The 21,551-nt window shown below is 39.8% G+C and carries 21 protein-coding genes; 15 read left to right on the top strand and 6 right to left on the bottom strand.

Annotation, left to right across the window (positions count from 1 at the left end; all coding sequences use genetic code 11):
- Nucleotides 1-74: 74 nt before the first annotated feature.
- The 3 genes from RM529_RS04705 (at nt 75) to RM529_RS04715 (ending at nt 2,071) form a co-directional block, all read left to right on the top strand.
- Nucleotides 75-1,079 carry an acyl-ACP desaturase gene (locus tag RM529_RS04705; protein ID WP_311483594.1) on the top strand — a complete coding sequence of 335 codons (1,005 nt, stop codon included), beginning with the start codon at nt 75-77 and terminating at the stop codon, nt 1,077-1,079.
- A 110-nt stretch (nt 1,080-1,189) separates the two neighbouring features.
- Entirely contained in the window at nt 1,190-1,738 is a 549-nt protein-coding gene (locus RM529_RS04710; protein ID WP_311483595.1) for a DUF3575 domain-containing protein, read from the top strand.
- Nucleotides 1,739-1,765: 27 nt separating this feature from the next.
- Nucleotides 1,766-2,071, top strand: coding sequence for an antibiotic biosynthesis monooxygenase family protein (locus RM529_RS04715; protein ID WP_311483596.1), 306 nt, complete (start codon nt 1,766-1,768; stop codon nt 2,069-2,071).
- Between the two features lie 21 nt (nt 2,072-2,092).
- On the opposite strand, the gene RM529_RS04720 is transcribed toward RM529_RS04715, so the two are convergent.
- Both RM529_RS04720 and RM529_RS04725 read right to left on the bottom strand, forming a co-directional pair.
- On the bottom strand, nt 2,093-2,491 hold the full coding sequence (locus tag RM529_RS04720; protein WP_311483597.1) for a YkvA family protein: 399 nt from the start codon (nt 2,489-2,491) through the stop codon (nt 2,093-2,095).
- Between the two features lie 108 nt (nt 2,492-2,599).
- Nucleotides 2,600-3,139, bottom strand: a complete 540-nt coding sequence (locus RM529_RS04725) for a 3-hydroxyanthranilate 3,4-dioxygenase (protein WP_311483598.1) — start codon at nt 3,137-3,139, stop codon at nt 2,600-2,602.
- A gap of 560 nt (nt 3,140-3,699) precedes the next feature.
- On the opposite strand from RM529_RS04725, the gene RM529_RS04730 reads away from it, so the two are divergent.
- From RM529_RS04730 to RM529_RS04775, 10 genes are all read left to right on the top strand, one after another.
- A complete protein-coding gene (locus tag RM529_RS04730; protein WP_311483599.1) occupies nt 3,700-4,521 on the top strand; it encodes a helix-turn-helix domain-containing protein in 822 nt (273 codons plus the stop codon).
- Between the two features lie 244 nt (nt 4,522-4,765).
- On the top strand, nt 4,766-5,266 hold the full coding sequence (locus tag RM529_RS04735; RefSeq protein WP_311483600.1) for a hypothetical protein: 501 nt from the start codon (nt 4,766-4,768) through the stop codon (nt 5,264-5,266).
- Between the two features lie 519 nt (nt 5,267-5,785).
- A complete protein-coding gene (locus tag RM529_RS04740) occupies nt 5,786-6,862 on the top strand; it encodes an isoaspartyl peptidase/L-asparaginase family protein (RefSeq protein WP_311483601.1) in 1,077 nt (358 codons plus the stop codon).
- A 141-nt stretch (nt 6,863-7,003) separates the two neighbouring features.
- Nucleotides 7,004-7,846 carry a phospholipase A gene (locus RM529_RS04745; RefSeq protein WP_311483602.1) on the top strand — a complete coding sequence of 281 codons (843 nt, stop codon included), beginning with the start codon at nt 7,004-7,006 and terminating at the stop codon, nt 7,844-7,846.
- A 79-nt stretch (nt 7,847-7,925) separates the two neighbouring features.
- A complete protein-coding gene (locus RM529_RS04750) occupies nt 7,926-8,405 on the top strand; it encodes a GbsR/MarR family transcriptional regulator (protein ID WP_311483603.1) in 480 nt (159 codons plus the stop codon).
- Nucleotides 8,406-8,432: 27 nt separating this feature from the next.
- On the top strand, nt 8,433-9,554 hold the full coding sequence (locus RM529_RS04755; protein ID WP_311483604.1) for an efflux RND transporter periplasmic adaptor subunit: 1,122 nt from the start codon (nt 8,433-8,435) through the stop codon (nt 9,552-9,554).
- An 8-nt stretch (nt 9,555-9,562) separates the two neighbouring features.
- Nucleotides 9,563-12,712 (top strand): efflux RND transporter permease subunit, encoded by a 3,150-nt coding sequence (locus RM529_RS04760; protein ID WP_311483605.1) that lies wholly within the window; start codon nt 9,563-9,565, stop codon nt 12,710-12,712.
- A gap of 6 nt (nt 12,713-12,718) precedes the next feature.
- Nucleotides 12,719-14,137 (top strand): efflux transporter outer membrane subunit, encoded by a 1,419-nt coding sequence (locus RM529_RS04765; RefSeq protein WP_311483606.1) that lies wholly within the window; start codon nt 12,719-12,721, stop codon nt 14,135-14,137.
- Nucleotides 14,138-14,269: 132 nt separating this feature from the next.
- Nucleotides 14,270-15,382, top strand: a complete 1,113-nt coding sequence (locus RM529_RS04770) for an adenylate/guanylate cyclase domain-containing protein (protein ID WP_311483607.1) — start codon at nt 14,270-14,272, stop codon at nt 15,380-15,382.
- A gap of 12 nt (nt 15,383-15,394) precedes the next feature.
- On the top strand, nt 15,395-16,252 hold the full coding sequence (locus RM529_RS04775; RefSeq protein ID WP_311483608.1) for a phosphatase PAP2 family protein: 858 nt from the start codon (nt 15,395-15,397) through the stop codon (nt 16,250-16,252).
- Nucleotides 16,253-16,341: 89 nt separating this feature from the next.
- On the opposite strand, the gene RM529_RS04780 is transcribed toward RM529_RS04775, so the two are convergent.
- The gene (locus RM529_RS04780) at nt 16,342-16,815 is read right to left on the bottom strand and encodes a CYTH domain-containing protein (RefSeq protein ID WP_311483609.1); all 474 of its coding nucleotides are present in this window, start codon (nt 16,813-16,815) and stop codon (nt 16,342-16,344) included.
- A complete protein-coding gene (locus RM529_RS04785; RefSeq protein WP_311483610.1) occupies nt 16,812-17,483 on the bottom strand; it encodes an NAD(P)H-binding protein in 672 nt (223 codons plus the stop codon). The genes RM529_RS04780 and RM529_RS04785 overlap by 4 nt, the downstream gene beginning before the upstream one ends.
- Nucleotides 17,484-17,745: 262 nt before the next feature.
- On the opposite strand from RM529_RS04785, the gene dinB reads away from it, so the two are divergent.
- Complete coding sequence (dinB, locus tag RM529_RS04790; protein WP_311483611.1) at nt 17,746-18,846, top strand: DNA polymerase IV; 1,101 nt, start codon at nt 17,746-17,748, stop codon at nt 18,844-18,846.
- Nucleotides 18,847-18,890: 44 nt separating this feature from the next.
- Nucleotides 18,891-19,394, top strand: coding sequence for a lipocalin family protein (locus RM529_RS04795; RefSeq protein ID WP_311483612.1), 504 nt, complete (start codon nt 18,891-18,893; stop codon nt 19,392-19,394).
- Nucleotides 19,395-19,535: 141 nt separating this feature from the next.
- On the opposite strand, the gene pyk is transcribed toward RM529_RS04795, so the two are convergent.
- Together pyk and RM529_RS04805 are read right to left on the bottom strand one after the other, a co-directional pair.
- The gene (gene pyk, locus RM529_RS04800; protein ID WP_311483613.1) at nt 19,536-20,966 is read right to left on the bottom strand and encodes a pyruvate kinase; all 1,431 of its coding nucleotides are present in this window, start codon (nt 20,964-20,966) and stop codon (nt 19,536-19,538) included.
- Nucleotides 20,966-21,454 carry an IPExxxVDY family protein gene (locus RM529_RS04805; protein ID WP_311483614.1) on the bottom strand — a complete coding sequence of 163 codons (489 nt, stop codon included), beginning with the start codon at nt 21,452-21,454 and terminating at the stop codon, nt 20,966-20,968. The genes pyk and RM529_RS04805 overlap by 1 nt, the downstream gene beginning before the upstream one ends.
- Nucleotides 21,455-21,551 lie beyond the last annotated feature (97 nt).

Consider the following 21,551-nt stretch of genomic DNA (forward strand, 5'->3'; position numbering starts at 1 on the left):
GTTAAAGAATTTTAGTTAAAACCACATTCAATTGTACTGCTTATATTGTTCAATTGCATTTAGAGAGAAGAAAAATGGCTTTAGAGAATGTTCGATTAGAAGTAATGAAAACCGTAGAGAAATCTGTAGATGGGTTTATAGATAAGTATCTTATACCTGTTGATGATATCTGGCAACCTACTGATCTTCTACCCAATCTTCAGAATGAAAATTACAACGAAGAAATTATACAAATAAGGGAAGAGGCAAAAGAGCTGGGATACGATTTTTGGGTAGTACTTGTTGCCGATATGGTTACCGAGGAAGCCCTGCCAACTTACGAATCCTGGCTAATGGATATGGAAGGCGTAAAACAACATGGTGCTTCCAGAGGAGAACAAAACAGCTGGGCCAAATGGGTTCGCCACTGGACCGGGGAAGAAAACCGCCACGGAGACACCCTTAATAAGTACTTATACCTCTCCGGAAGGGTGGATATGAGGGAGATTGAAAAAACCACACAACATCTTATTAACGACGGTTTTGATATTGGGACCGGAAGGGACCCCTATCGTAACTTTGTATATACCAGCTTCCAGGAACTGGCTACAAATATTTCCCACAAACGCGTGGGACAACTTGCAAAGAAGAAAGGAAATAAGATGCTCGCCAAGATGTGCAATATCATCTCGGGTGACGAAATGAGGCATTACATGGCATACCGTGAGTTTGTAAAAACAATTTTTGAGCATGATCCAAGCGAAATGATGCTAGCGTTTCAGGATATGATGAAAAAGAAAATTGTAATGCCTGCACAGTTCATAAGAGAATCTGGCGAAGGTATTGCCTCAGCTTTTGAAAATTTTTCCAATGCTGCTCAACGACTTGGAGTTTACACTACACACGATTACATCGATATCCTGAGAAAACTAAATGATTACTGGGAAATCGATAAAATGACGTCACTTACAGATGAGGCAGAAAAGGCAAGGGATTATTTAATGAAAATGCCGGACAGGATGGCCCGTATTGCAGATCGTATTGCGGTTCCCCAGGACCAGCACCAGTTTAAATGGGTAGCACCTAATGGTACACTTTAATTCCGTAGAAAAAACTATAAGCAGAAACCGCTTCCCACCGGAGCGGTTTCTTTATAGCAGCTTAGCCACAAATAAAAAATAGTCCCTACTTTTATAAAAAACGAAAAGCTATGAAAAAGATCATTTTAGCCATTGCAGGTTTTTTCATTATCCAAAATAGTTTTGCGCAAATAGATTATATGCAAAACGAATTAAAGCTCAACATAGGAAATACTATCGCGATAGCTTCAGTAGAAGTGGGATATGAGCGCTTCCTGGACTTCAATCAATCCATTGATGCCGAAATCCTCATAAACGACCGCATGAATTATCATTCCGAAAAAAATTCCCGCCAGTTTAACACCACCAGTTTTAAATTAGGCTATAATTTTTACTTTGGAACAGAAAGCTCCGGTTCAGAATTTTTTGCAAATCCCTTTGCTAAAATCAGAACAGGAGAATTTACAGAAGTAGTGCAGGTAGAAGAAGAGGATGTGCGGCGGGTAACAGATATGGGCGCCTTTATAATAGGCATTGGCGGTGGCTATAAATGGAATTTTAATGATTCCTTTGTGCTTGGACCTTATGCAAACATCGGGAGAAATTTTAGCAACGAAGTGAAAGATCGCTTTTCTGCAGTGGAGTTTAACGCAGGGTTTAGTGTTGGGTACAGATTCTAGGTCTTACTTAAAGATTTTTCATTAATTATGATTTCCAGATATTGGTCCTGCAGGATAAAGCCAGGAGAAGAAGATAATTACGTAAGCTATCTTAAAGAAGAGATTCTGCCGCATTTATCCACTTTAGAAGGATTTTGTGGTGCAAGCATCCGGCGGAGAGATTATGGCCGTTTTCCAGAGTTTCTTTTTATTTCAGAATGGACGTCTAAAGAAGCTATAAAAGCCTTTGCAGGAGAAGATATTCACCTCGCGGTAATTTCAGAAAAAGCACAAAAAATGATGCGGAGTTTTGATATGGAAGTCCGCCATTACGAACGAATCCACTCCGCTTGATTTCTACAGTATTTCTTCTAATCACGCAGTCCCAATACCATCTTTCCAAACCTTGTAAGCTGCAAGATCTTTTTCAATAAGATTAAGACAAAAAGCGATTACCGCAGCGTCATCCAGGTAACCTATAACAGGAATAAAATCTGGAATAATATCTATAGGTGAAAGCACATAAAGCAAAGCACCGCCAACAGATGCAACAATATTCCAGGGCATCTCCCTGTAGCTACCGTTGGCATAATCTCTTACTAAAGAAAATAAAAGTTGTACATCCCCAAGGTACCGGCTCAATTTACCCTTACTCTCAAATTTAGATTTAATTTTTTCTTCTTCCGCTATTACCTTATCTACATCTTTTTTACTAAAATTCTTCTGACGTTTATTATGTTCCTCTTCGGCATTTTCTTTGGAAAACAAGCTCATAGTATAATTTTTTTATTGTGATTGACTCCCTAAATTACGGAATATAATTTAGCAGACGCCAATGTTTAAGAATATTTAAGATTCCTCAAAATTTTCACTGCAAAGCGCTTACTCCTCTGCCACAAAACGTGGGTCTGCCGGCATCACCTCCCCGCAATTGCCACACGTTCGCAGCTCTTTGCTGTTGTAAAAATGCTTAAAATGCTTTAAAAAATCCTTCTCGATATCGTGCAAAGGGAAATACACCTCGTACAGCTTATTATTGCAATTATCACAAAACCACAAAAGCCCGTCCTCGCCAATTTCATTTTGCCGTTTCCTTTCCACGACCAGCCCTATAGAACCCTCATCGCGCACGGGAGAATGTGGCACTTTCGCCGGATTAAGGTACATATCCCCCGGCCCTAATTCCATCGTCCTTTTTTCCCCATTATCCTGAACATGAACCCTTATCTTCCCCTCCAACTGGTAAAATAACTCTTCGGTTTCGTTATAATGGTAATCCTTTCGCGCATTTGGCCCCGCAACCACCATCACGATATAATCACCAGACTCCCGGTAAAGATTCTTGTTCCCCACCGGCGGTTTAAGCGTATGCCGGTTTTGATCTATCCATTTATTAAGGTTAAAAGGTTTATTAACAGCCATATTTTTCGTTTTATAGCCTAAAATTAAGCAATCTCCACAACAAAGCGATGTGTAAGGCCAATAATCATTATGGCACCTGCTGTTTCCGCTACGCTGCAACAGCACCGCGCTATCCGCTGCAAGTCCTCGTCGCCCAAAAGCTCCTGCGGGCTTTACGCTGCTATCGCTGGTGCGAAAAAAAGAAAGAAAAGAGGGAAAGTGAATTTCTCACCACCACATATAACGGAAAAACTTTCCACTTTACTCTCTCCTAAAAGAGCAGCCCCAAAAATGCCAATTTTCGGCCTAAAGAAGTGTGACACACTCTTACTACAAATAAAAAGCCCCGAACTACGAACAACAAAACTCCGAACTAATAATTTCAGCCAATCCAAAAGTGAATAGAAGTGAGAACATCTTCCAATTAAAAGTTGTCATGTCACAACCGGACAGCCAAAACTTCCCTGCTGCCTGCCTTTATATGATATACAGATTCATCAAAATTAAACCCCACGAGAGAGCGTTTATGCATCTGGCATATATTCATAAATGTTTGTATATTAGATACTTAATACATATCAATGAAGCACCATTCCATATGCTATCACACCTTGCAAGATCATCCTTTGTTTTTGAGCAGTGTGGTTGTAAACTATCATAAAGAGCTAAAACATCAATCTTCAATTAATTTTGGAAGGGTATACTTTGCATTGTTATATGAAAAATTTATTACTATCGATTGCTATGGCGAGAAAGTCTTTAACCCTGCCATGCAGCTTAGGCCGGTAAGTAATTATTTTTCATTTTCAGTTAAAAAAGGAGGTAAAATGGTGATTGTTGCAATGGACTCTACTCGTTGGTTTGCAATTTCGGGAGAGCCGGCCTCTTTATATAATGAAAGGGTTTTGGATTTATACGAAATTTTTCCAAGAGAACTTCTAGATTCCCTGTATGCCCAATGTGCACATACTAATGATGCTAAACATGTAGTTGAAATTTTTGATGAGCACTTGGGTAGTTTTTACCAAAAATGGCAAAAGCCATTCCCCATTGATGATATTGTTGATGAAATTTTTGAATGCCAGGGCATGATAAAATTATCAGATATATTAAAAAAATATCCGTTTGCGAAAAGTACTTTAGGCGTATATTTTAAAAAATATATTGGGTATTCCCCAAACTTCTTTATACGCCTAATACAATTCAATAATATTATTAGAGAAGTGGAAAACAATGGAAGCAGACTTTCCGAACTTATCCGTCATTATAATTTTTATGATTATGCCCATTTTAGAAAAAGCTTCAAAACTTTTACCGGCGTAAATCCTATTGAATATACCACTTTTAAAAAGGCATCTATGATGGAGGATGTTTTTAAAAAAATTGATTACAGGCATTTTTAACTTTTTAAAAAAAGAATTTAATTTCTGAATTTTGGATATCGACAGCTCTTAAGGCCAGACAAATTATCTTTCAACTAGCTATAAATCAAGTAGTTTCTTACCTTATCTTCCTAAGATAAATTAAAATAGGCTCTTTTACCGGTTTCTTTTTTCTGTTTGTCTATTAATAAAATATCGTAGTTATTTTTACATAAGTCTTATAATGATGTTCTGTAATTTTAATATAATTATAAGCTGTTTCATTATGAAAAAAATACTTTTACTGCCAATTTTCATTTTACTGTTAGGATGTAGTAAGGATGAAGATATAGCCGGGAACCAGGAAGAGTTTTTTATGGCTCAGGTAGATGGTGAGGAATATTTTGTTGGGGGCTCAAATTCAATTATTAGGTGTAAAAAACATCTTACAGATTTGGGAACTATTGGTTTAGCAGTAAAAGCTAGTACTGAAGAAGGAAAAGATATCGAAATTATAATTCTTAATTATAATGGTGCAAATACTTATCTTTTTGCTAATAACACTTATATTCCTATAAACGGGAACTGGATGAAGTATTCCCAGGCTTTACCACAAGGTGTCTGGAGTACAACTCAAAATACGATTACAAGCAATAGAGCTATTTTAGAAATAACAAATGATGACGGCAAAACTATTAGCGGTACTTTCTCTTTCGACGCACAAGATGAATTTAGAGAATCTATACGATCGATCTCAGAAGGAAATTTTTCTGTTGAAATAGATTAGTAAATAGACTTAAACTTCGAACTCCAAACCCCGGGCTGATATTTGCCAAAAATTGACATTTCTGAGGTCTGATCTTGAAAACCGTTGTCAGTTGTGGGTTGTCAGTTTCACAACTCTAAACTCCGAACTCATAATTGCCGAAAATTGACAATTTTGAGCGTTCACTATTATTCTACCGAACTCGTTTTGTTTTCATTGTCACTCTGAACCTGATTCAGGGTCTCATCCTCAAAGCCACAGCCAGACTTCACAGGTTTTAAAAAATCGTGAGGTCTTATGCGCGCTAACCTATAAATATTTCTGAATCCACTCGTCATTGCTTAGCCAAACCAAATACTCCAGGTCGAAAATTGACATTTTTGAGGTTCGATCTTGAAAACCGTTGTCAGTTGTGGGTTGTCAGTTTCACCCCAAACTACGAACAACGAACTCGAAACTAAAAAATACCGTTAGTTTTATTAACTTTCGGGGTAATGCCGAAAATGTCAATTATCGGCCTGTAGCAAATAAAACGATCAGATGAAAAAAATACTTTTATTCTTCAGCTTTTGCCTGTGCTTCGCCTGTAACGAAAATACATCTACCGAAGCAGGAACCGCTTCCGGAGAAAATTCAAAAAATATTCAGGAAAAAGATTCTGTTCCCAATTTTGGTATTGTAATTCACGGCGGCGCAGGAACGATCTTAAAGGAAAATATGAGCGATTCTTTAGAAAATGCTTACAAAGCAAAACTGGAGGAAGCCATAAGGACGGGACATGAAATTTTGGCGAATGGCGGCACGGCACTGGAAGCAGTACAACAAACGATTAATGTTATGGAAAATTCGCCGCTTTTTAATGCGGGAAAAGGTGCTGTTTTTACCAACGAAGAAACGAATGAACTGGATGCTTCCATAATGGACGGCAAAACCTTGAATGCCGGTGCAGTTGCCGGGGTTACCACTATTAAAAACCCGATTAACCTGGCGCATGAAGTGATGGTAAATTCTGAACATGTGATGCTGGCAGGCAAAGGTGCTGAACGTTTTGCAAAGGAGCAGGGAATCGAAATCGTGGCTCCCGAATATTTTTATACCGAAAACCGCTTTAGAAGTTTACAACGTATAAAAAACCGGGAAAAAACCGAACTGGATCACGATGGTAAAACTGCATTTATCGACCCATATATCAAAAATTCAAAATTTGGCACTGTAGGTTGCGCCGCGCTCGATAAAAACGGAAATCTTGCTGCAGGGACTTCCACCGGCGGGATGACCAACAAAAGGTACAATCGCATTGGCGACGCGCCAATTATTGGTGCAGGAACTTACGCCAACAACAAGACCTGCGCAGTTTCCAGCACCGGGTGGGGAGAATTCTTTATTCGGGGGATGGTGGCGCACGATATTTCTGCGATGATGGAATATAAAGGGGTGAGCCTGCAGGAAGCTGCGAGTGAAGTTATCCAGAAGAAAATTCCCGACCTGGGCGGCGATGGTGGTATTATTGCGATAGACCACAACGGAAATGTTGCGATGGAATTTAATACCGCCGGGATGTACCGCGCCAAAATGAACAGAAAGGGAGAACTGGAAATAGGGATTTACGGCGAATAATCTTACAAGATTCGAATAGAAAGCGTGTAATTTTTGAAGAGGTTTTAAGGGTTCAGTTACGTTAAAAATCATCTTTAACATAGAATTAGAACTCGATAATGGCAACTTTAGCAGGGAGGCTTTAACTTTGAAAAAAAATCTATGAAGCTTTTTCATTTCCTGAGTTACCTCCTTTTTCTCTGCACTGTTTTTTCTGCTAATGCACAGGGTTTAACCCGGGAACAGGTTGATGATACGATAGAAAATATGCCTTCATTTTCTATTCATAAGAACAATTATTTTATCACCGGGATCCCTCTAAACAGATCGGTTTCTGAAAATGCAGATGCGAAATACCAGATAAGTTTTAAGCAGCTCCTTACCAGAAATACACTGCCGTTAAATACCTACCTTTTTCTCACCTATACCCAAAAGGCATTCTGGGACCTTTACAGCTTTTCAAGTCCGTTTTCTGAAATTAATTTTAATCCCGGCATAGGTCTGGGAAAGCCTATTTTTAATAAGGACGACAAACTTATGGCTTTGGCATACCTGGAATATGAACATGAAAGCAATGGCCGTGATAGTATTTATTCCAGGACCTGGAACAGAATTTCCCTAAGTTTTGAAACTGCAGTAAACAGCAGAACAACTGTGCGCCTAAAAGGCTGGCTCCCTTTTAGATATAAAGTTGATAATCCAGATTTACTAGAGTATATGGGTTATGGAGAAGTAAACATATCTTACGATTTAAACCCCGAAAAATGGATCCTGGATTTACAACTCCGTAAGGGCAATAATTTTGATGACTGGAAAGGTTCTTTAAGGGCGCAACTGTTTTACCATCCGTTTAAGCTGAACAACCAGTACCTTATGTTGGAGTGGTACAACGGGTACGGCGAAAACCTCATTAATTATGACGAGTTTAGAAGTATGATTCGTGTAGGGTATGTGATTAAATCCAACAACCTAAATTTCTTCAAATTCTCCGGAAGTTATAATTAACGTAATTTTAAGTTTCGTTTAGTTCGGTGAGTTCCGAACTAATTATATATTTGCAGCTTCAAAATTCAAATTTAACTGAATGAGTTGTTCACCCGAAAAACGTAAACTAGTTGAAGAGATTGGTCTCCATTTTGAGAAAACCCATCAATTAGCTCCTTTGGCCGCAAGGATTTATGCCATAATGATCCTTTCCCCCAAAGAGGGCCATACTTTTGATGAAATAATGAGTATTACCGAGGCGAGTAAAAGTTCGGTTTCTACGCAATTAAACCTACTTCTTCAATTAAAGAAAGTTGAATATTTCACTAAGTCGGGAGACAGGAAGCGCTATTTCCGCGGCAATAAAATGTACTTAAAAAATACACTGGAATCATACCTCGTAAACATTTCCGAAGAAATTAAAATAGTAGAAAAGATCACAACATTTAATGCTTCCTACAATCCGGAAAAATATGAGAAGATCGGCAAGGTTCCTATGATATTTAAAGAATACCTATTGCGCCAGGAAGAGAACCTAAAAAGCACGATAACCAAAATATCAGAAATTCAGAATAAATAATAACATAAACAAACAATGCTACCAAAGATGAAAAACATATTTAAAAATATTGTCGCTATTACCGGCATCCTGAGTATCATTTCCTGCGGAAACGATGCCGGCCAGCAACAGCAGGCCCAGGGCCCAACACCTTTTCCCGTACTGGAGGTCCCTGTGAGGACTCTGACCGGTTACACTTCTTATCCAACAAACCTGGAGGGCGTGGTGAACAGCGCCGTGAGAGCAAAAGTTTCAGGATACATTACCGATGTTCTTGTAGATGAAGGAGAAAAGGTTCAAAAAGGTCAGCTCCTTTTTAAACTGGAAACCGAATCTTTGAGCCAGGAGGCAGGTGCAGCACGTGCTAATGTAAATGCCGCGCAGGTAGAAGTAAATAAACTGGAGCCGCTGGTAGAAAAGAACATTATTAGCGGGGTACAGTTAGAGACTGCAAAGGCCCAGCTTGCTCAAGCCCAGGCAAATTACCAGAGCATTGCTGCCAACATAGGTTATGCAAATATAAAAAGCCCCGTAGATGGTTATGTTGGGGCAATCCCGTACCGGGAAGGTGCCCTTGTAAGCCCCGGAGATCCTATGCCATTGACTACTGTCTCACAGATTGACGAAATTTATGCTTTCTTCTCGATGAACGAAAGTGATTACCTCAGTTTTATCCAAAATACAGAAGGAGCGAACCTTTCAGAAAAAATTGACAATATTCCTCCTGTGGAACTTCAGCTTGTAAACGGAACAATTTATGATCACAAGGGAGAAATTGAAACTGTTACAGGACAGGTCGATCCTTCTACAGGTACGGTTAGTTTTAGAGCTGTTTTTCCAAACCCAAATGAAATCCTGGCAAGTGGAAACAGCGGGCAAATCCGCATTCCTAAAACATACGAAGACGTTCCCGTTGTTCCTCAAGCCTCTTCTTTTGAACAACAGGGAAAAGTTTATGTTTACCATGTACAGGGAGATAGCCTCGCTGTTTCCCGAGTAGTTGAGGTGCGTGATAGGGTGCAAAGTCTAATTATTGTTGCTTCTGGAATTGAAGTAGGTGACAAAATAGTTGCTGAAGGTGTTGGACAACTGCGAAACAATACGCCTATACAACCACAACCAGTACCTTTTGACAGCATCGCCAATACCTTACAACCTGTTTTTAAATAAGAAATTAAATGTTAAAGAAATTTATAGAAAGGCCTGTATTATCCACGGTCGTTTCCATCGTTATAATTGTGCTGGGTATTTTAGGGATCACCACCCTTCCCGTGACACAATATCCAGATATCGCTCCACCTACGGTTCAGGTTTCTGCAAATTATCCCGGGGCCAATGCACAAACAGTTCTTGAGAGTGTTCTAATTCCTATTGAAGAGCAAATTAACGGTGTAGAGGGAATGGATTATATTACCTCTACAGCAAGTAACAACGGTAGTGCCAGTATCCAGGTATTCTTTGACCAGGGAGTAGATCCCGATATTGCTGCGGTAAACGTACAGAACCGCGTAGCCAGGGCAACGCCTTTGCTTCCAATAGAGGTAACGCAATCTGGGGTAACCACCCAAAAGCAGCAAACGAGTTCGCTGATGTTCTTCACTGTTCTTTCTGAAAATGAAGAATATGATGCTACTTTTATTCAGAATTATCTCAACATTAATGTTATTCCTGAACTTAAAAGGATAAACGGTGTGGGTGATGTTAATGTTTTCGGGGCCAAGAATTATGCGATGCGTATCTGGCTTCAACCTGAAAGATTAGCCGCTTATAACCTTATTCCAACCGATGTTACCGCTGCCATTAACGAACAGAGCCAGGAAGCCGCCGCGGGTGCCCTTGGACAGAATGATGCAGAAGCGTTTGAATATGTAATTAGGTACAGTGGGCGTTATAGTACCGAAGAACAATATGGCGACATTGTAATTAAAGCCTTGGACAATGGCCAGTTTTTACGCCTGCGCGATGTGGCCGAAATTGAACTTGATGCCGAAGGCTACAACGTGATTTCCTATACCAATGGTCTACCTGGTGTAAGTATGGCGGTGTACCAGACGCCTGGTTCGAATGCACAGGAAATTATTGAGAACATCCACACGAGTCTGGAAGAAATGGAACAGGATTTTCCTACGGGACTTTCGGTTTTCGTAAACTTTGATACCAATGAATTTTTGACCGCTTCTATAGATAAAGTGGTGGTAACCCTGATTGAAGCTTTTATACTGGTGTTTATAGTAGTTTTTATTTTCCTTCAGGATTTCAGGTCTACGCTTATACCGGCCATTGCGGTTCCGGTTTCTATTATAGGTACCTTTTTCTTCTTAAACCTCTTTGGATACTCTATTAACCTCTTAACGCTGTTTGCACTGGTGCTGGCCATTGGTATTGTAGTAGATGATGCCATTGTAGTGGTGGAAGCCGTACACGCCAAGCTGGAAGAAGGTGCAAAAAGTGCATTATCGGCAACGCAAAGTGCCATGGAAGAAATTACCGGTGCCATTATCTCTATTACACTGGTAATGGGCGCAGTCTTTATTCCGGTAACCTTTATTTCGGGACCAACAGGGGTGTTTTATGAACAATTTGGGGTGACACTAATCGTGGCCATTGCCATTTCTGCTGTAAACGCTTTGACGCTCAGCCCCGCCTTATGTGCTTTGTTCCTTAAACCCCATCAAGATGAACACGGAAAGAAAAAGAACCTTCTGCAAAGATTCTATGCTTCCTTTAATACGGCTTTTGATACTACCACGAAACGCTATGGAAAATCCCTGCGCTTTCTGCACAAACACTCCTGGATTACGGCAGGGATCCTTATTCTTGCGGTGGCGGCCATTTTTTGGGGAGAAAAAACCACTCCTACAGGTTTTGTCCCCAATGAAGACCGGGGGATGATTTTTGCCAATATCGAACTTCCTGCCGGGGCGTCTTTAGACCGTACGGTTGAGGTTACTAATCTCTTAAGCCGCCAAATAAGGCAAATGGAAGGGGTACAAGGTATATCTATGGTTAACGGATACAGCTTAATTGGTGGTGCCGGTAGTAATTACGCCCTTGGCCTTATAAAGCTTGACAATTGGGAAGACAGGGAGAGCGACGAGCTATCTTCAGATGCCATTACCGCCAAATTGTTTCAGACTGGTGCAGGCATTGCCGATGCCAATATTCTCTTTTTTGCCCCGCCAAGTATTCCGGGCTTTGGGGTTTCGGCAGGTTTTGAAGCCAAAGTACTTGACCGTACCGGTGGGAGTTTTGAACAGCTGGACAGGGTAACACAGCAGTACCTGCAGGAACTTTCTGCACGCCCGGAGGTGCTGTATGCGCAAAGTTCGTTCAATACTAATTATCCGCAGTACGAGATAGATCTTAATATAACACGTGCAAAAGCAGCCGGTGTTCCTGTTAGTAGTATATTCTCTACCCTTCAGGGATATATTGGTAGTATCTATGCTGCCGATTTTGCCCGCTTTGGTAAACAGTACCGTGTTTTTGTTCAGGCTTTACCTGAAGACAGGGCAACCGTAGATGACCTGAATTCACTCTTTGTAAGAAATTTAGAGGGAGAAATGGCCCCTATTACAGAGTTTGTGAGCCTTAACAGGGTTTACGGGCCACAGTCGGTCACAAGGTTCAACCTGTTTAATTCTGCAAATGTAAGTGGATCTGCTGCACCGGGATACTCTTCCGGAGATGCTATTGCCGCCGTACAGGAAGTAAGCGAAAGTGCACTTCCCACAGGATTTGGGGTTGGCTTTTCAGGTTTAACACGGGAAGAAATTGCTGCCGGTGGACAAACCTTTTTCATCTTTTTGCTGAGTATCCTGTTTGTATACTTCATCTTATCGGCACAATATGAAAGTTACCTTTTGCCTTTAGCAGTATTACTTTCGCTACCTGTAGGGGTAATGGGTGCTTATCTGGCCACAAAATTTGCCGGATTGCAGGCCAACATCTACTTCCAGATCGCATTAATTATGCTCCTGGGGCTTTTGGCCAAAAACGCGATACTTATTGTAGAGTTCGCCATGCAGCGCCGCAAAAACGGCTATAGCATTCCAGATGCGGCTTTTGAAGCTGCCCGGGTAAGGCTGCGACCTATTCTTATGACGTCGCTTGCCTTTATCATTGGCCTTCTTCCACTTGTATTTGCCGGTGGTACGGGAGCTGCAGGAAATAGATCTATTGGTACAGGAGCTGTAGGTGGTTTGCTTATAGGAACTCTTATAGGTGTATTTATAATCCCAATTTTATTCATCTTTTTCCAGTGGCTGCAGGAAAAAGTGAGTTCCAAACCTGCTGTTACTGAACAAAACACAAAGAATTTAGAATAGTTTAAAATGAAAAAATTGAAGATATATAAGTTTTTCCTGGCTCCCGTAATTCTGCTGTCACTACAGGGTTGTTTTGTCGCTAAAGATTATGAGCAACCAGATATTGTAGAAGAAGAGCATTACCGTACAGATACTTTTCCGCAGGATTCATTAAATATGGCTAACGTATCCTGGAGGGAAATCTTTACCGATCCTTTGCTTACCCAATATATCGAGGAAGGGCTGGAAAATAATATAGATATAAGGATAGCCGTGCAACAGATCCTTACCGCAGAAGCCTATGTAAAACAGGGGAAAGCAGCTTATTTTCCAACTCTCAATGGCGATGCCTCTTTTACCAGAAGTTATTTTTCTGATAATGGTCAAATAGGGCTTCAACTGGGAAATGCAGGTGGTGGAATAGATTATTTAGATACCTATCAAATTGCAGGAAACCTCTCATGGGAAGCAGATATCTGGGGCAGGATAACCAGTACAAAAAGAGCATTCCAGGCACAGTACCTGCAAACCGTGGCCGCTCATCAAGCCGTAAAAACACGCCTAATTGCTAATATTGCTTCTAATTACTACCAGTTACTGGCGCTGGATGAACAAATAAGGATTACCAGGCAAACCATACAGAACAGGGAAAGCAGCCTAGAAACTACAAAAGCCTTAAAGGAAGCGGGCAATGTGACCGAAGTTGGTGTAAAGCAAACGGAAGCACAGCTTTATACTGCGCAGGCAATTTTGATAAATCTCCGAAATGAGGAACGTTTACTGGAAAATTCTTTCTCGATTCTGCTGGGAGAAGCTCCAATGCAAATTGAAAGAACCAATTTGACCAGGCAGGAAATCACTACCAAACTTCAAATAGGAGTTCCCGCACAATTACTCAGGAATCGTCCTGATGTAATTGCTGCAGAATATAACCTTGTTAATGCCTTCCAGCTTACCAATGCTGCACGGGCAGATTTTTATCCCTCCCTAACATTATCGGCCAACGGTGGCTTACAGAGTCTGGATATGGACCAATTATTTAATGTAAACTCCCTTTTTGCTACTCTCGTTGGAGGGCTAACCCAGCCAATATTTAACGGAAGAAGGATAAGAACCGAGTACGAGGTTTCCCAGGCTGAGCAGGAACAGGCACGTTTAGACTTTAGAAATACATTTTTAACGGCCACCCGGGAAGTAATGGATGCACTTTACTCCTACCAGGCGGCTACAGAAACTATTGAAGTGAGGCAGAAAGAATATGAGGCCTATCAAACCGCCACAAATTATTCTGAAGAATTACTTACCAATGGTTTGGCAAATTACCTTGAGGTGCTTACGGCAAGGGAAAATGCTCTTAACTCCAGTTTGAATCTAATAGATGCAAGATTTGACCAATTAAGGTCCATGGTTAATTTATACCAATCCCTTGGCGGAGGTTGGCAGTAATTTCATATTGTTGTTAGTTAATTAGTTGTTAGCACGATCAGTCCTGGAAAATCATTTTTTGGGGCTGTTCATATTTTAATCTGGGGCCTCAATGCCCTTTCATTATTTTTTATTAACAGTTTATCCATTTGAATGAAGCAAAATTACACCTTCGATGTTATTAGAATAACCAATAAATTTCCGCTTCTAAGCAGTGTAGTGAAGCAGGTGGTTTTCTGGATAATTTCCTATAGCATATTACTATATATCATCCACCTTGTAGCACTTTCTGTATTCAATGTTTTTGACAAGAACCTGGAAGTTGGCTTTTGGCCGGTATCCTTATTTGTAATAACCGTGAGCATTTTACTTGGGATCGGCCTTGGATTATTGGATGGGTTTCTAAAGAAAACCTTCTTTAGAAACCTCCCTCTTGCGGCTAATATTTTAATAAGTAGTATTTCCTATTTCCTGGTGCTCATGGTGATTATCAGCATTAGCCGAATTATTATCTTTGGTATTTCAGACGATTTTATCCTTTATAATAGTGATATTGACCTTATGCTTGAAGAAAACTGGAACTATTTCAACTCTATTCTCATGGTTTACACCTTCTTCATGTCCCTGGTAATAAGCTTTATAAATCAAATGAATAAAAAATTTGGTCCCGGCGTCCTGTTGCCATTTCTCTTCGGAAGATTTAGATATCCCAGGGAAGAAGAACGCATTTTCATGTTTCTGGACCTTACTTCCTCTACAGAACTGGCCGAAAAACTGGGACATATAAGGTATAGCGAACTTATCCAGGATAGTTTTCTGGACATTAATAAGAAAGTTAGAGAATTTAATGCTGAAATTTACCAGTACGTTGGCGATGAAGTGGTAATAAGCTGGCCGATGCAGGGTTTTAAAAAAGCCGCCTGTGTGGAATTCTTCTTTGCTGTTCAGGAGTTGCTTGTTGCTAGAAGCGAATTTTATAATGCTAAATTTGGTGTGGTTCCAAAGTTTAAAGCAGGACTCCATGTGGGCCTGGTTACTGCTGTGGAAGTTGGCGATATTAAAAGAGATATTGCCTATCACGGTGATACTCTTAATGTTGCTGCAAGAATAGAAGGTTTGTGCAATGAATACAAAGCGTCCATTCTTGCTTCAGGTTCAATAATAGAAAAAGGAAAGCTTCAGGGGATTTTCTCCACTACCTCCCTTGGTTTTAAAATACTCCAGGGAAGAAAAAATCCAATTGAAATTTTCAGTATAACAAAATAAGAACAAATAGCTATGAAATTCTCTTATACCTCAAAACTGGCATTTTTAGCCCTTATCCTTTTTTCTTTTTGCACCACGGCCCAGCAAATAGAAACCCCAAAAGACAGCCTTCCCACCACCTGGGAACTACTAAAATATGATGGGGTAAGTGCATTTGGTGGCTTAAAAACTACTTACACCCAGCCTCTTAAATGGCAAAAGGATGATTTTATTACCGCAGGGGCCATAGTTGCAGGAACAGCGGTTCTATATATTTTTGATGAAGAGACTACAGAATGGTTTAGAGGGCAAGAAGACGACATTCCGGGAATAGTAAAAGATTTCGGGTGGTATTATGGAAGTCCGCAGAACAACTATGCCATAAACGGTGCTGTTTATCTCTATGGATTATTTACCAAAAATGAAAAGCTAAGGCGTACAGGGGTTTTGATGATTTCTGCAGCCTCTGCGGCAGGTTTGATTCAAACTATAAGTAAAACTGCCTTAGGGAGGGCCAGGCCGGGAACTAATGAAGGTAAAGGCAGTTTTAAGCCTTTTAGCAATGAAGGTGCCTACCACTCTTTTCCTTCGGGACATACCATTTTATCATTTACTACGGCTTATGCGCTTAGTAAACAGTTTGACAACATGTTTGTAAAAGCAGGAATATGGGGTGTTGGTCTAATTGCGCCGGTTTCCAGGTTGTGGTCTGGCGCGCACTGGTTCACTGATGTGGCGTTAAGCCTTGCTTTAAGTGTGGTGGTAGTAGATACTATAGATAATTACCTGAACAGCGACAGGAATTATAAAACCAAAGATCCGGATAAATTAAATATTACCTGGGACTTTAAAGTAGGCCTGGGAAGAGTAGGACTTGTTGGTAGTTTTTGATTCTCGCCCTACAGAAAGCCGAAAATTGCCATTTTTGAAGTGTCACCTTTCTCAGTTAAATTCTTCAGTACTTATTGAATATTAGAAGCTTATTTTTTCCAGTTTTGATAAGGTTCTTTACATAGTTGGGCGTTATAATACTTATTATCGCCCGTAACTTCTTTGCCCAACCATTCCGGCTTCTCAAATTCTTCTGTTTCTGAAGACAATTCTACTTCGGCAACAATTAAACCTTTATTGCTTCCGTAGAATTCATCTACTTCAAAAGTATGTTGTCCCAATTTTATTAAATATCGAGCCTTGTCTATAATTCCAGGTTCACAAAGCTTCAGAAGCTCTTCGGCATCTTCAGTAGAAATTTCTTTTTCCCACTCAAATCTACTTAGGCCGCTTTCAGAAGATCTTCCTTTAACAGTAATAAAAGCTTTTGCTCCTTTTGTTCTTACTCTAACAGCCCGATCTGGATGAGAGTTTAAATAACCCTGCTTAATCCTCAATTTTTCTTCTGCTTCAAACTTAAAATCGTCTGAAGTGACCAAAAATTTGCGTTCAATTTCCATCATTCACTATTTTTTTCAGCATTTGCAAGTTCTGCGATTGCGTCAGATTCAATTCGTGTTTGACGATGCCCGTTATTCGCAACAAAGATCATTGCTGTAGCAATCTCTTGCGGACTTATTGACCTATATTTTTTTAAAAAACCTATCATTAAGGGCTTAAAAAATGACATCGCATATTTGGCAATTTTCTCCCCTGTTCTCTTTTCTTCGCGATCACCGGCAATTAAGGAAGGCCTGAAAATATAGGTTTTTTTAATGTCAAATTCAAGAACATGTTTTTCCATTTTTCCCTTAACGCGATTATAGAAAATTTTGTTTTTACCATCTGCTCCCATAGCCGAAACCACCAAATAGCAGGGGATGTTGTTTTTCTCACAAAGTTTTGCTGCAGTTACAGGAATCCCATGGTCTATTTTTTTATAGGTTTCGTTATCTGGAGTTTTACTCTTTGTAGTTCCTATACAGCAATAAACCTCGTCTGCTTTAAATTTTTCAGCATGTTCTTCCAATTTAAATAAGTCAATAATGTGTTCTTCTATTTTTGCATGATTTACATTGGCAGGACTTCTGGAAAAAAGAATAATATTACCATAACGATCATCCCCCAAAAGGTTGCGAAGCAAAACTCCACCTGTGAGACCGGTTGCTCCTAAAATAATTGCCGTTTTCATATAGCCGAAAATAATAAGTGAGAAAAATTAATGCGCTCTACCAAATGTACGTAATGATTTGGATTTTTAGGATGTCGTTTTATTCATCTGAACTTTAAGCTTGCAGTGCTCCAGCTTAATGCTGAAAAAGACAATTATCGTCACTTCCACTGAAGGAAAGCTGGTATATCTAAAAATTATATTTAAAAGCAATTTCCCTTCAATCGTTTCTTAAAGCTAAAAGTACCCTTATTTCAGAAGCGAAAATGGTTAAATTTGCAAGGTGGACAAACCTATCCCTTTACGAAAGATCATTCACATAGATATGGATGCTTTTTATGCTTCCGTAGAACAACTGGACAATCCCGAGCTACGGGGAAAAGCTATTGCCGTTGGCGGAAGTTCCAAAAGGGGTGTTGTGGCTGCCGCCAGTTATGAAGCGAGAAAGTTTGGGGTAAAGAGTGCTATGAGCAGTATAACTGCTATGCGGAATTGCCCTCACTTAATCTTTGTGAAAACCCGTTTTGACCGCTACCGTGAGATCTCCCGGCAAATAAGGGAAATTTTCCTGGAATATACTGATCTGGTTGAACCTCTATCGCTGGACGAAGCTTATCTTGACGTCACCAAAAATAAAAAAGGACATCCCAGCGCCACTTTAATTGCAAGGGAAATAAGACAAAAAATAAAGGATAAAACCGGTTTAAATGCATCTGCAGGGATTTCCATTAATAAATTTATTGCCAAGATTGCCAGCGATCATAATAAACCCAACGGACAAAAGACTGTTAATCCTGAAGAGGTAGAAGAATTCCTGGAAAAGCTGGACATCAGGAAGTTTCACGGTGTAGGCAAAGTCACGGCAGAAAAAATGTACCGCCTGGGAATTTTTACCGGAGCAGATTTGAAGTTAAAGTCGGCAGAATATCTCACTCAGAATTTCGGAAAAAGCGGCCTGCACTATTATAACGTAGTGCGCGGAATTCATCTAAGCGAGGTAAAGCCAAACCGAATAAGAAAATCCCTTGGAGCAGAACGTACGTTTAATGAAAATATCTCTTCGGAAATTTTTATGCTGGAACGACTGGAAAATATTGCAGAAGAGATTGAACGCCGACTGGAAAAAAGTAAGGTAGCCGGAAAAACGATTACTTTAAAAATCAAGTACAGCGACTTTACCCTGCAAACACGGAGCAAAACTATTTCTTATTATATCTCCAGCAAAGAATTAATACTGGAAATTGCAAAGGAACTTTTGTACCAGGAAAAGATGAAAAATTCGGTAAGGCTGCTGGGCATTTCCCTTTCTAATCTTAATACTGATAAACTTGAAGAAAAGGAACAAAAAGAAGAAATTGAGGTGCAGCTGAGATTTGAGTTTTAAGGTTTATATTTATGGAACAGATGCCTTATCCTAAACCTCACCTTATGAAATTGCGGCTCATATACATCCTGATCATTTTAATGTACTCCTGTGATGGGTTAGATAATGAACCGTATAAACTCCCTGATAACGCGGTGGCCTTAATTTCTTCAGACGGTATAAAGACCTGGAAAATTGCCGAACGCTATAATGGCAAAGTACGCATGAATATGCACCCGTGCTTTTTATCCTACCGCCAAACCTTTCTTAAGGACAGTGTGTTTTATGATAACAACGGAAATTCAGGCAATTGTGGAAAAACTTTAACTGGACAGTGGCATCTCCACAAGAATGGGAAAGGGGATCATTTTATAAAGCTAATGAGCCCCCAAATTTCACAATTATTAAACATTCCGGAAGATTATAAGTTATTCAAAATACTTTATTTATCAGAAGACACCTTGAAATTAGCGTTTGATCATAAGCAATACGGAAGCAACAAAACGATAATTACAGATCTTTTAGTGCGGGAAGATCTTGATGTTGGAGACAGATATTATTATCACTAATTCTTCTTCAGTATAATTTTTTCTAAAATCAAAATCTCACGCCTCTGGTAAGCCTCCAATAATACAATCAATGCAAAAAGAAAAAGCCACGAATTCACAATTGTATTGCGTTCGTGGCTTTTTAAGTAGAAATTATTTTGGTTATTCTATTTCAGAAACCCTTAGTGTATTCACCATACCTTTTTCTGCCATTGGCATTGCAGCAAGGTTAACTGTAAAGTCCCCCGGCTGCACGTAACCGCCAGCTTTAGCAAGGGAGCTAATATCATCGATGGTTTCGTCTGTACTCACGTATTTATCATAGTAAAAAGCCCTAACGCCCCACAGCAGGCTTAACTGCGCCAAAATTCTCATGTTGGGAGTAAAAACCAATATGTGTGATTCTGGTCTCCAAGCAGAAATTTGAAATGCTGTATAGCCGCTGTTGGTCAAAGTACAGATAGCTTTTGCCTTAATTTCATTGGCCATATGGGCGGCATGGAAACATACTGCTTTTGTAATATATCGTTTGGTGCGCACATGTGGAGGATCATGTGGAACCTTAATTAACGGCGAACTTTCTACACTTTCCAGAATCTGACACATCTTCTCGATTACCTGCACCGGATATTGTCCCACAGAAGTTTCTCCACTAAGCATCACAGCATCTGCACCATCCATAACAGAGTTGGCGACGTCGTTAACCTCTGCTCTTGTAGGCGTAAGGCTCGTAATCATGGTCTCCATCATTTGGGTTGCAATGATTACCGGGATACGTGCTTTTTTAGCAGTAAGAACAAGTTTCTTCTGGATAAGCGGTACTTCCTGGGCAGGAATTTCTACTCCAAGATCCCCACGGGCCACCATTAATCCGTCACAATACGCCACGATTTTTTCGATGTTCTGGACACCTTCAGGCTTTTCGATTTTAGCGATAATTGGAATTTTGTGTTTGCTATGCTTTTTGATCAATTCCTGCAATTCGATGAGATCTTCAGCATGGCGTACAAAGGAAAGTGCCATCCAGTCTACTTCCTGCTCACAAGCAAATATGGCATCCTTTACATCCTTCTCGGTCAAGGCAGGTAAAGAAATTTTTGTGTTCGGAAGGTTTACTCCTTTTTTGGATTTAAGTGGACCACCTTGTACAACCTTTGTTTTAACCTCGTCTTTTTTATTTGTGCTAACTACTTCAAAAATTAACTTTCCGTCGTCAAGAAGTATGCGTTCTCCGGGAGCTACATCCTGCGGGAAGGTCTTGTAGTTCATATAAACTCTTTCTGAAGTCCCCTCGAATTTCTCTCCGGTGGCAAAAATTATTTCATCACCCTTTTGCACTACCACATCCTCCTTCATCACACCAACCCTTAGTTTTGGCCCCTGCAGGTCACCCAGAATAGCTGCACTAAAATTATGTTCCTTATTAAGGTCTCGAATCATTTTTATACGCTCCTTAACTCCTTCATAATCTGCATGAGAAAAGTTTACTCTAAAAACATTTACTCCAGCCTGGAGCATATCGTATAAAACTTCTTTGGTACTTGTTGCCGGCCCGAGAGTGGCAACTATTTTAGTCTTCTTGTTTGTTGGCATTATTCAAAAATTAAATTTTCTTTCGATTTAAGGTTTTCTGCATCTATATCGTATGCAGCAAGGACTTGCGGAATATTATTTACAACATTCAGAAGTCTTTTATATATATGGTCTGGTATATCTTCTTCTATTTTCAGAAAAAAATCAACCTTATTGTACTCAGGTATAAGATGCGTTACTAAAGGCCTCACTTCTTCCTCATAAAACAGTGATCCTGAGCTTAGTATTTTTCTGGCCTGTCCTTTAAATTTATTGGCTACCAGGCTAAAGACACAATGGGTTGTATGGTCTTTTGAAGTAAATAAAGGATACATTGCCTGAACCGATTTATGATTAAAATCCACGTCCCGCTTCGCTCTTTTTAAATGCAGATTTAAATGTCTGTTCAGCAGGTATGCCATTTTATATTGTTCTACAGGACAATAAATAGCTATAAGCCTAAAGTGATCTTCCTCTACCTCATCCAGCAACATTTTATGCGACTGCATAATTCAATACTTTGGTTAAAGATAAAATAAGAATGACAAAATACAGGTTCTCCAGGCCAAAAATCCGCAACTTTTTTACGAAAACGTTGTAGTTCTG

Origin of the sequence: Autumnicola edwardsiae, assembly GCF_031846505.1 — a bacterium.
GTDB classification, from domain to species: Bacteria; Bacteroidota; Bacteroidia; order Flavobacteriales; family Flavobacteriaceae; genus Autumnicola; species Autumnicola edwardsiae.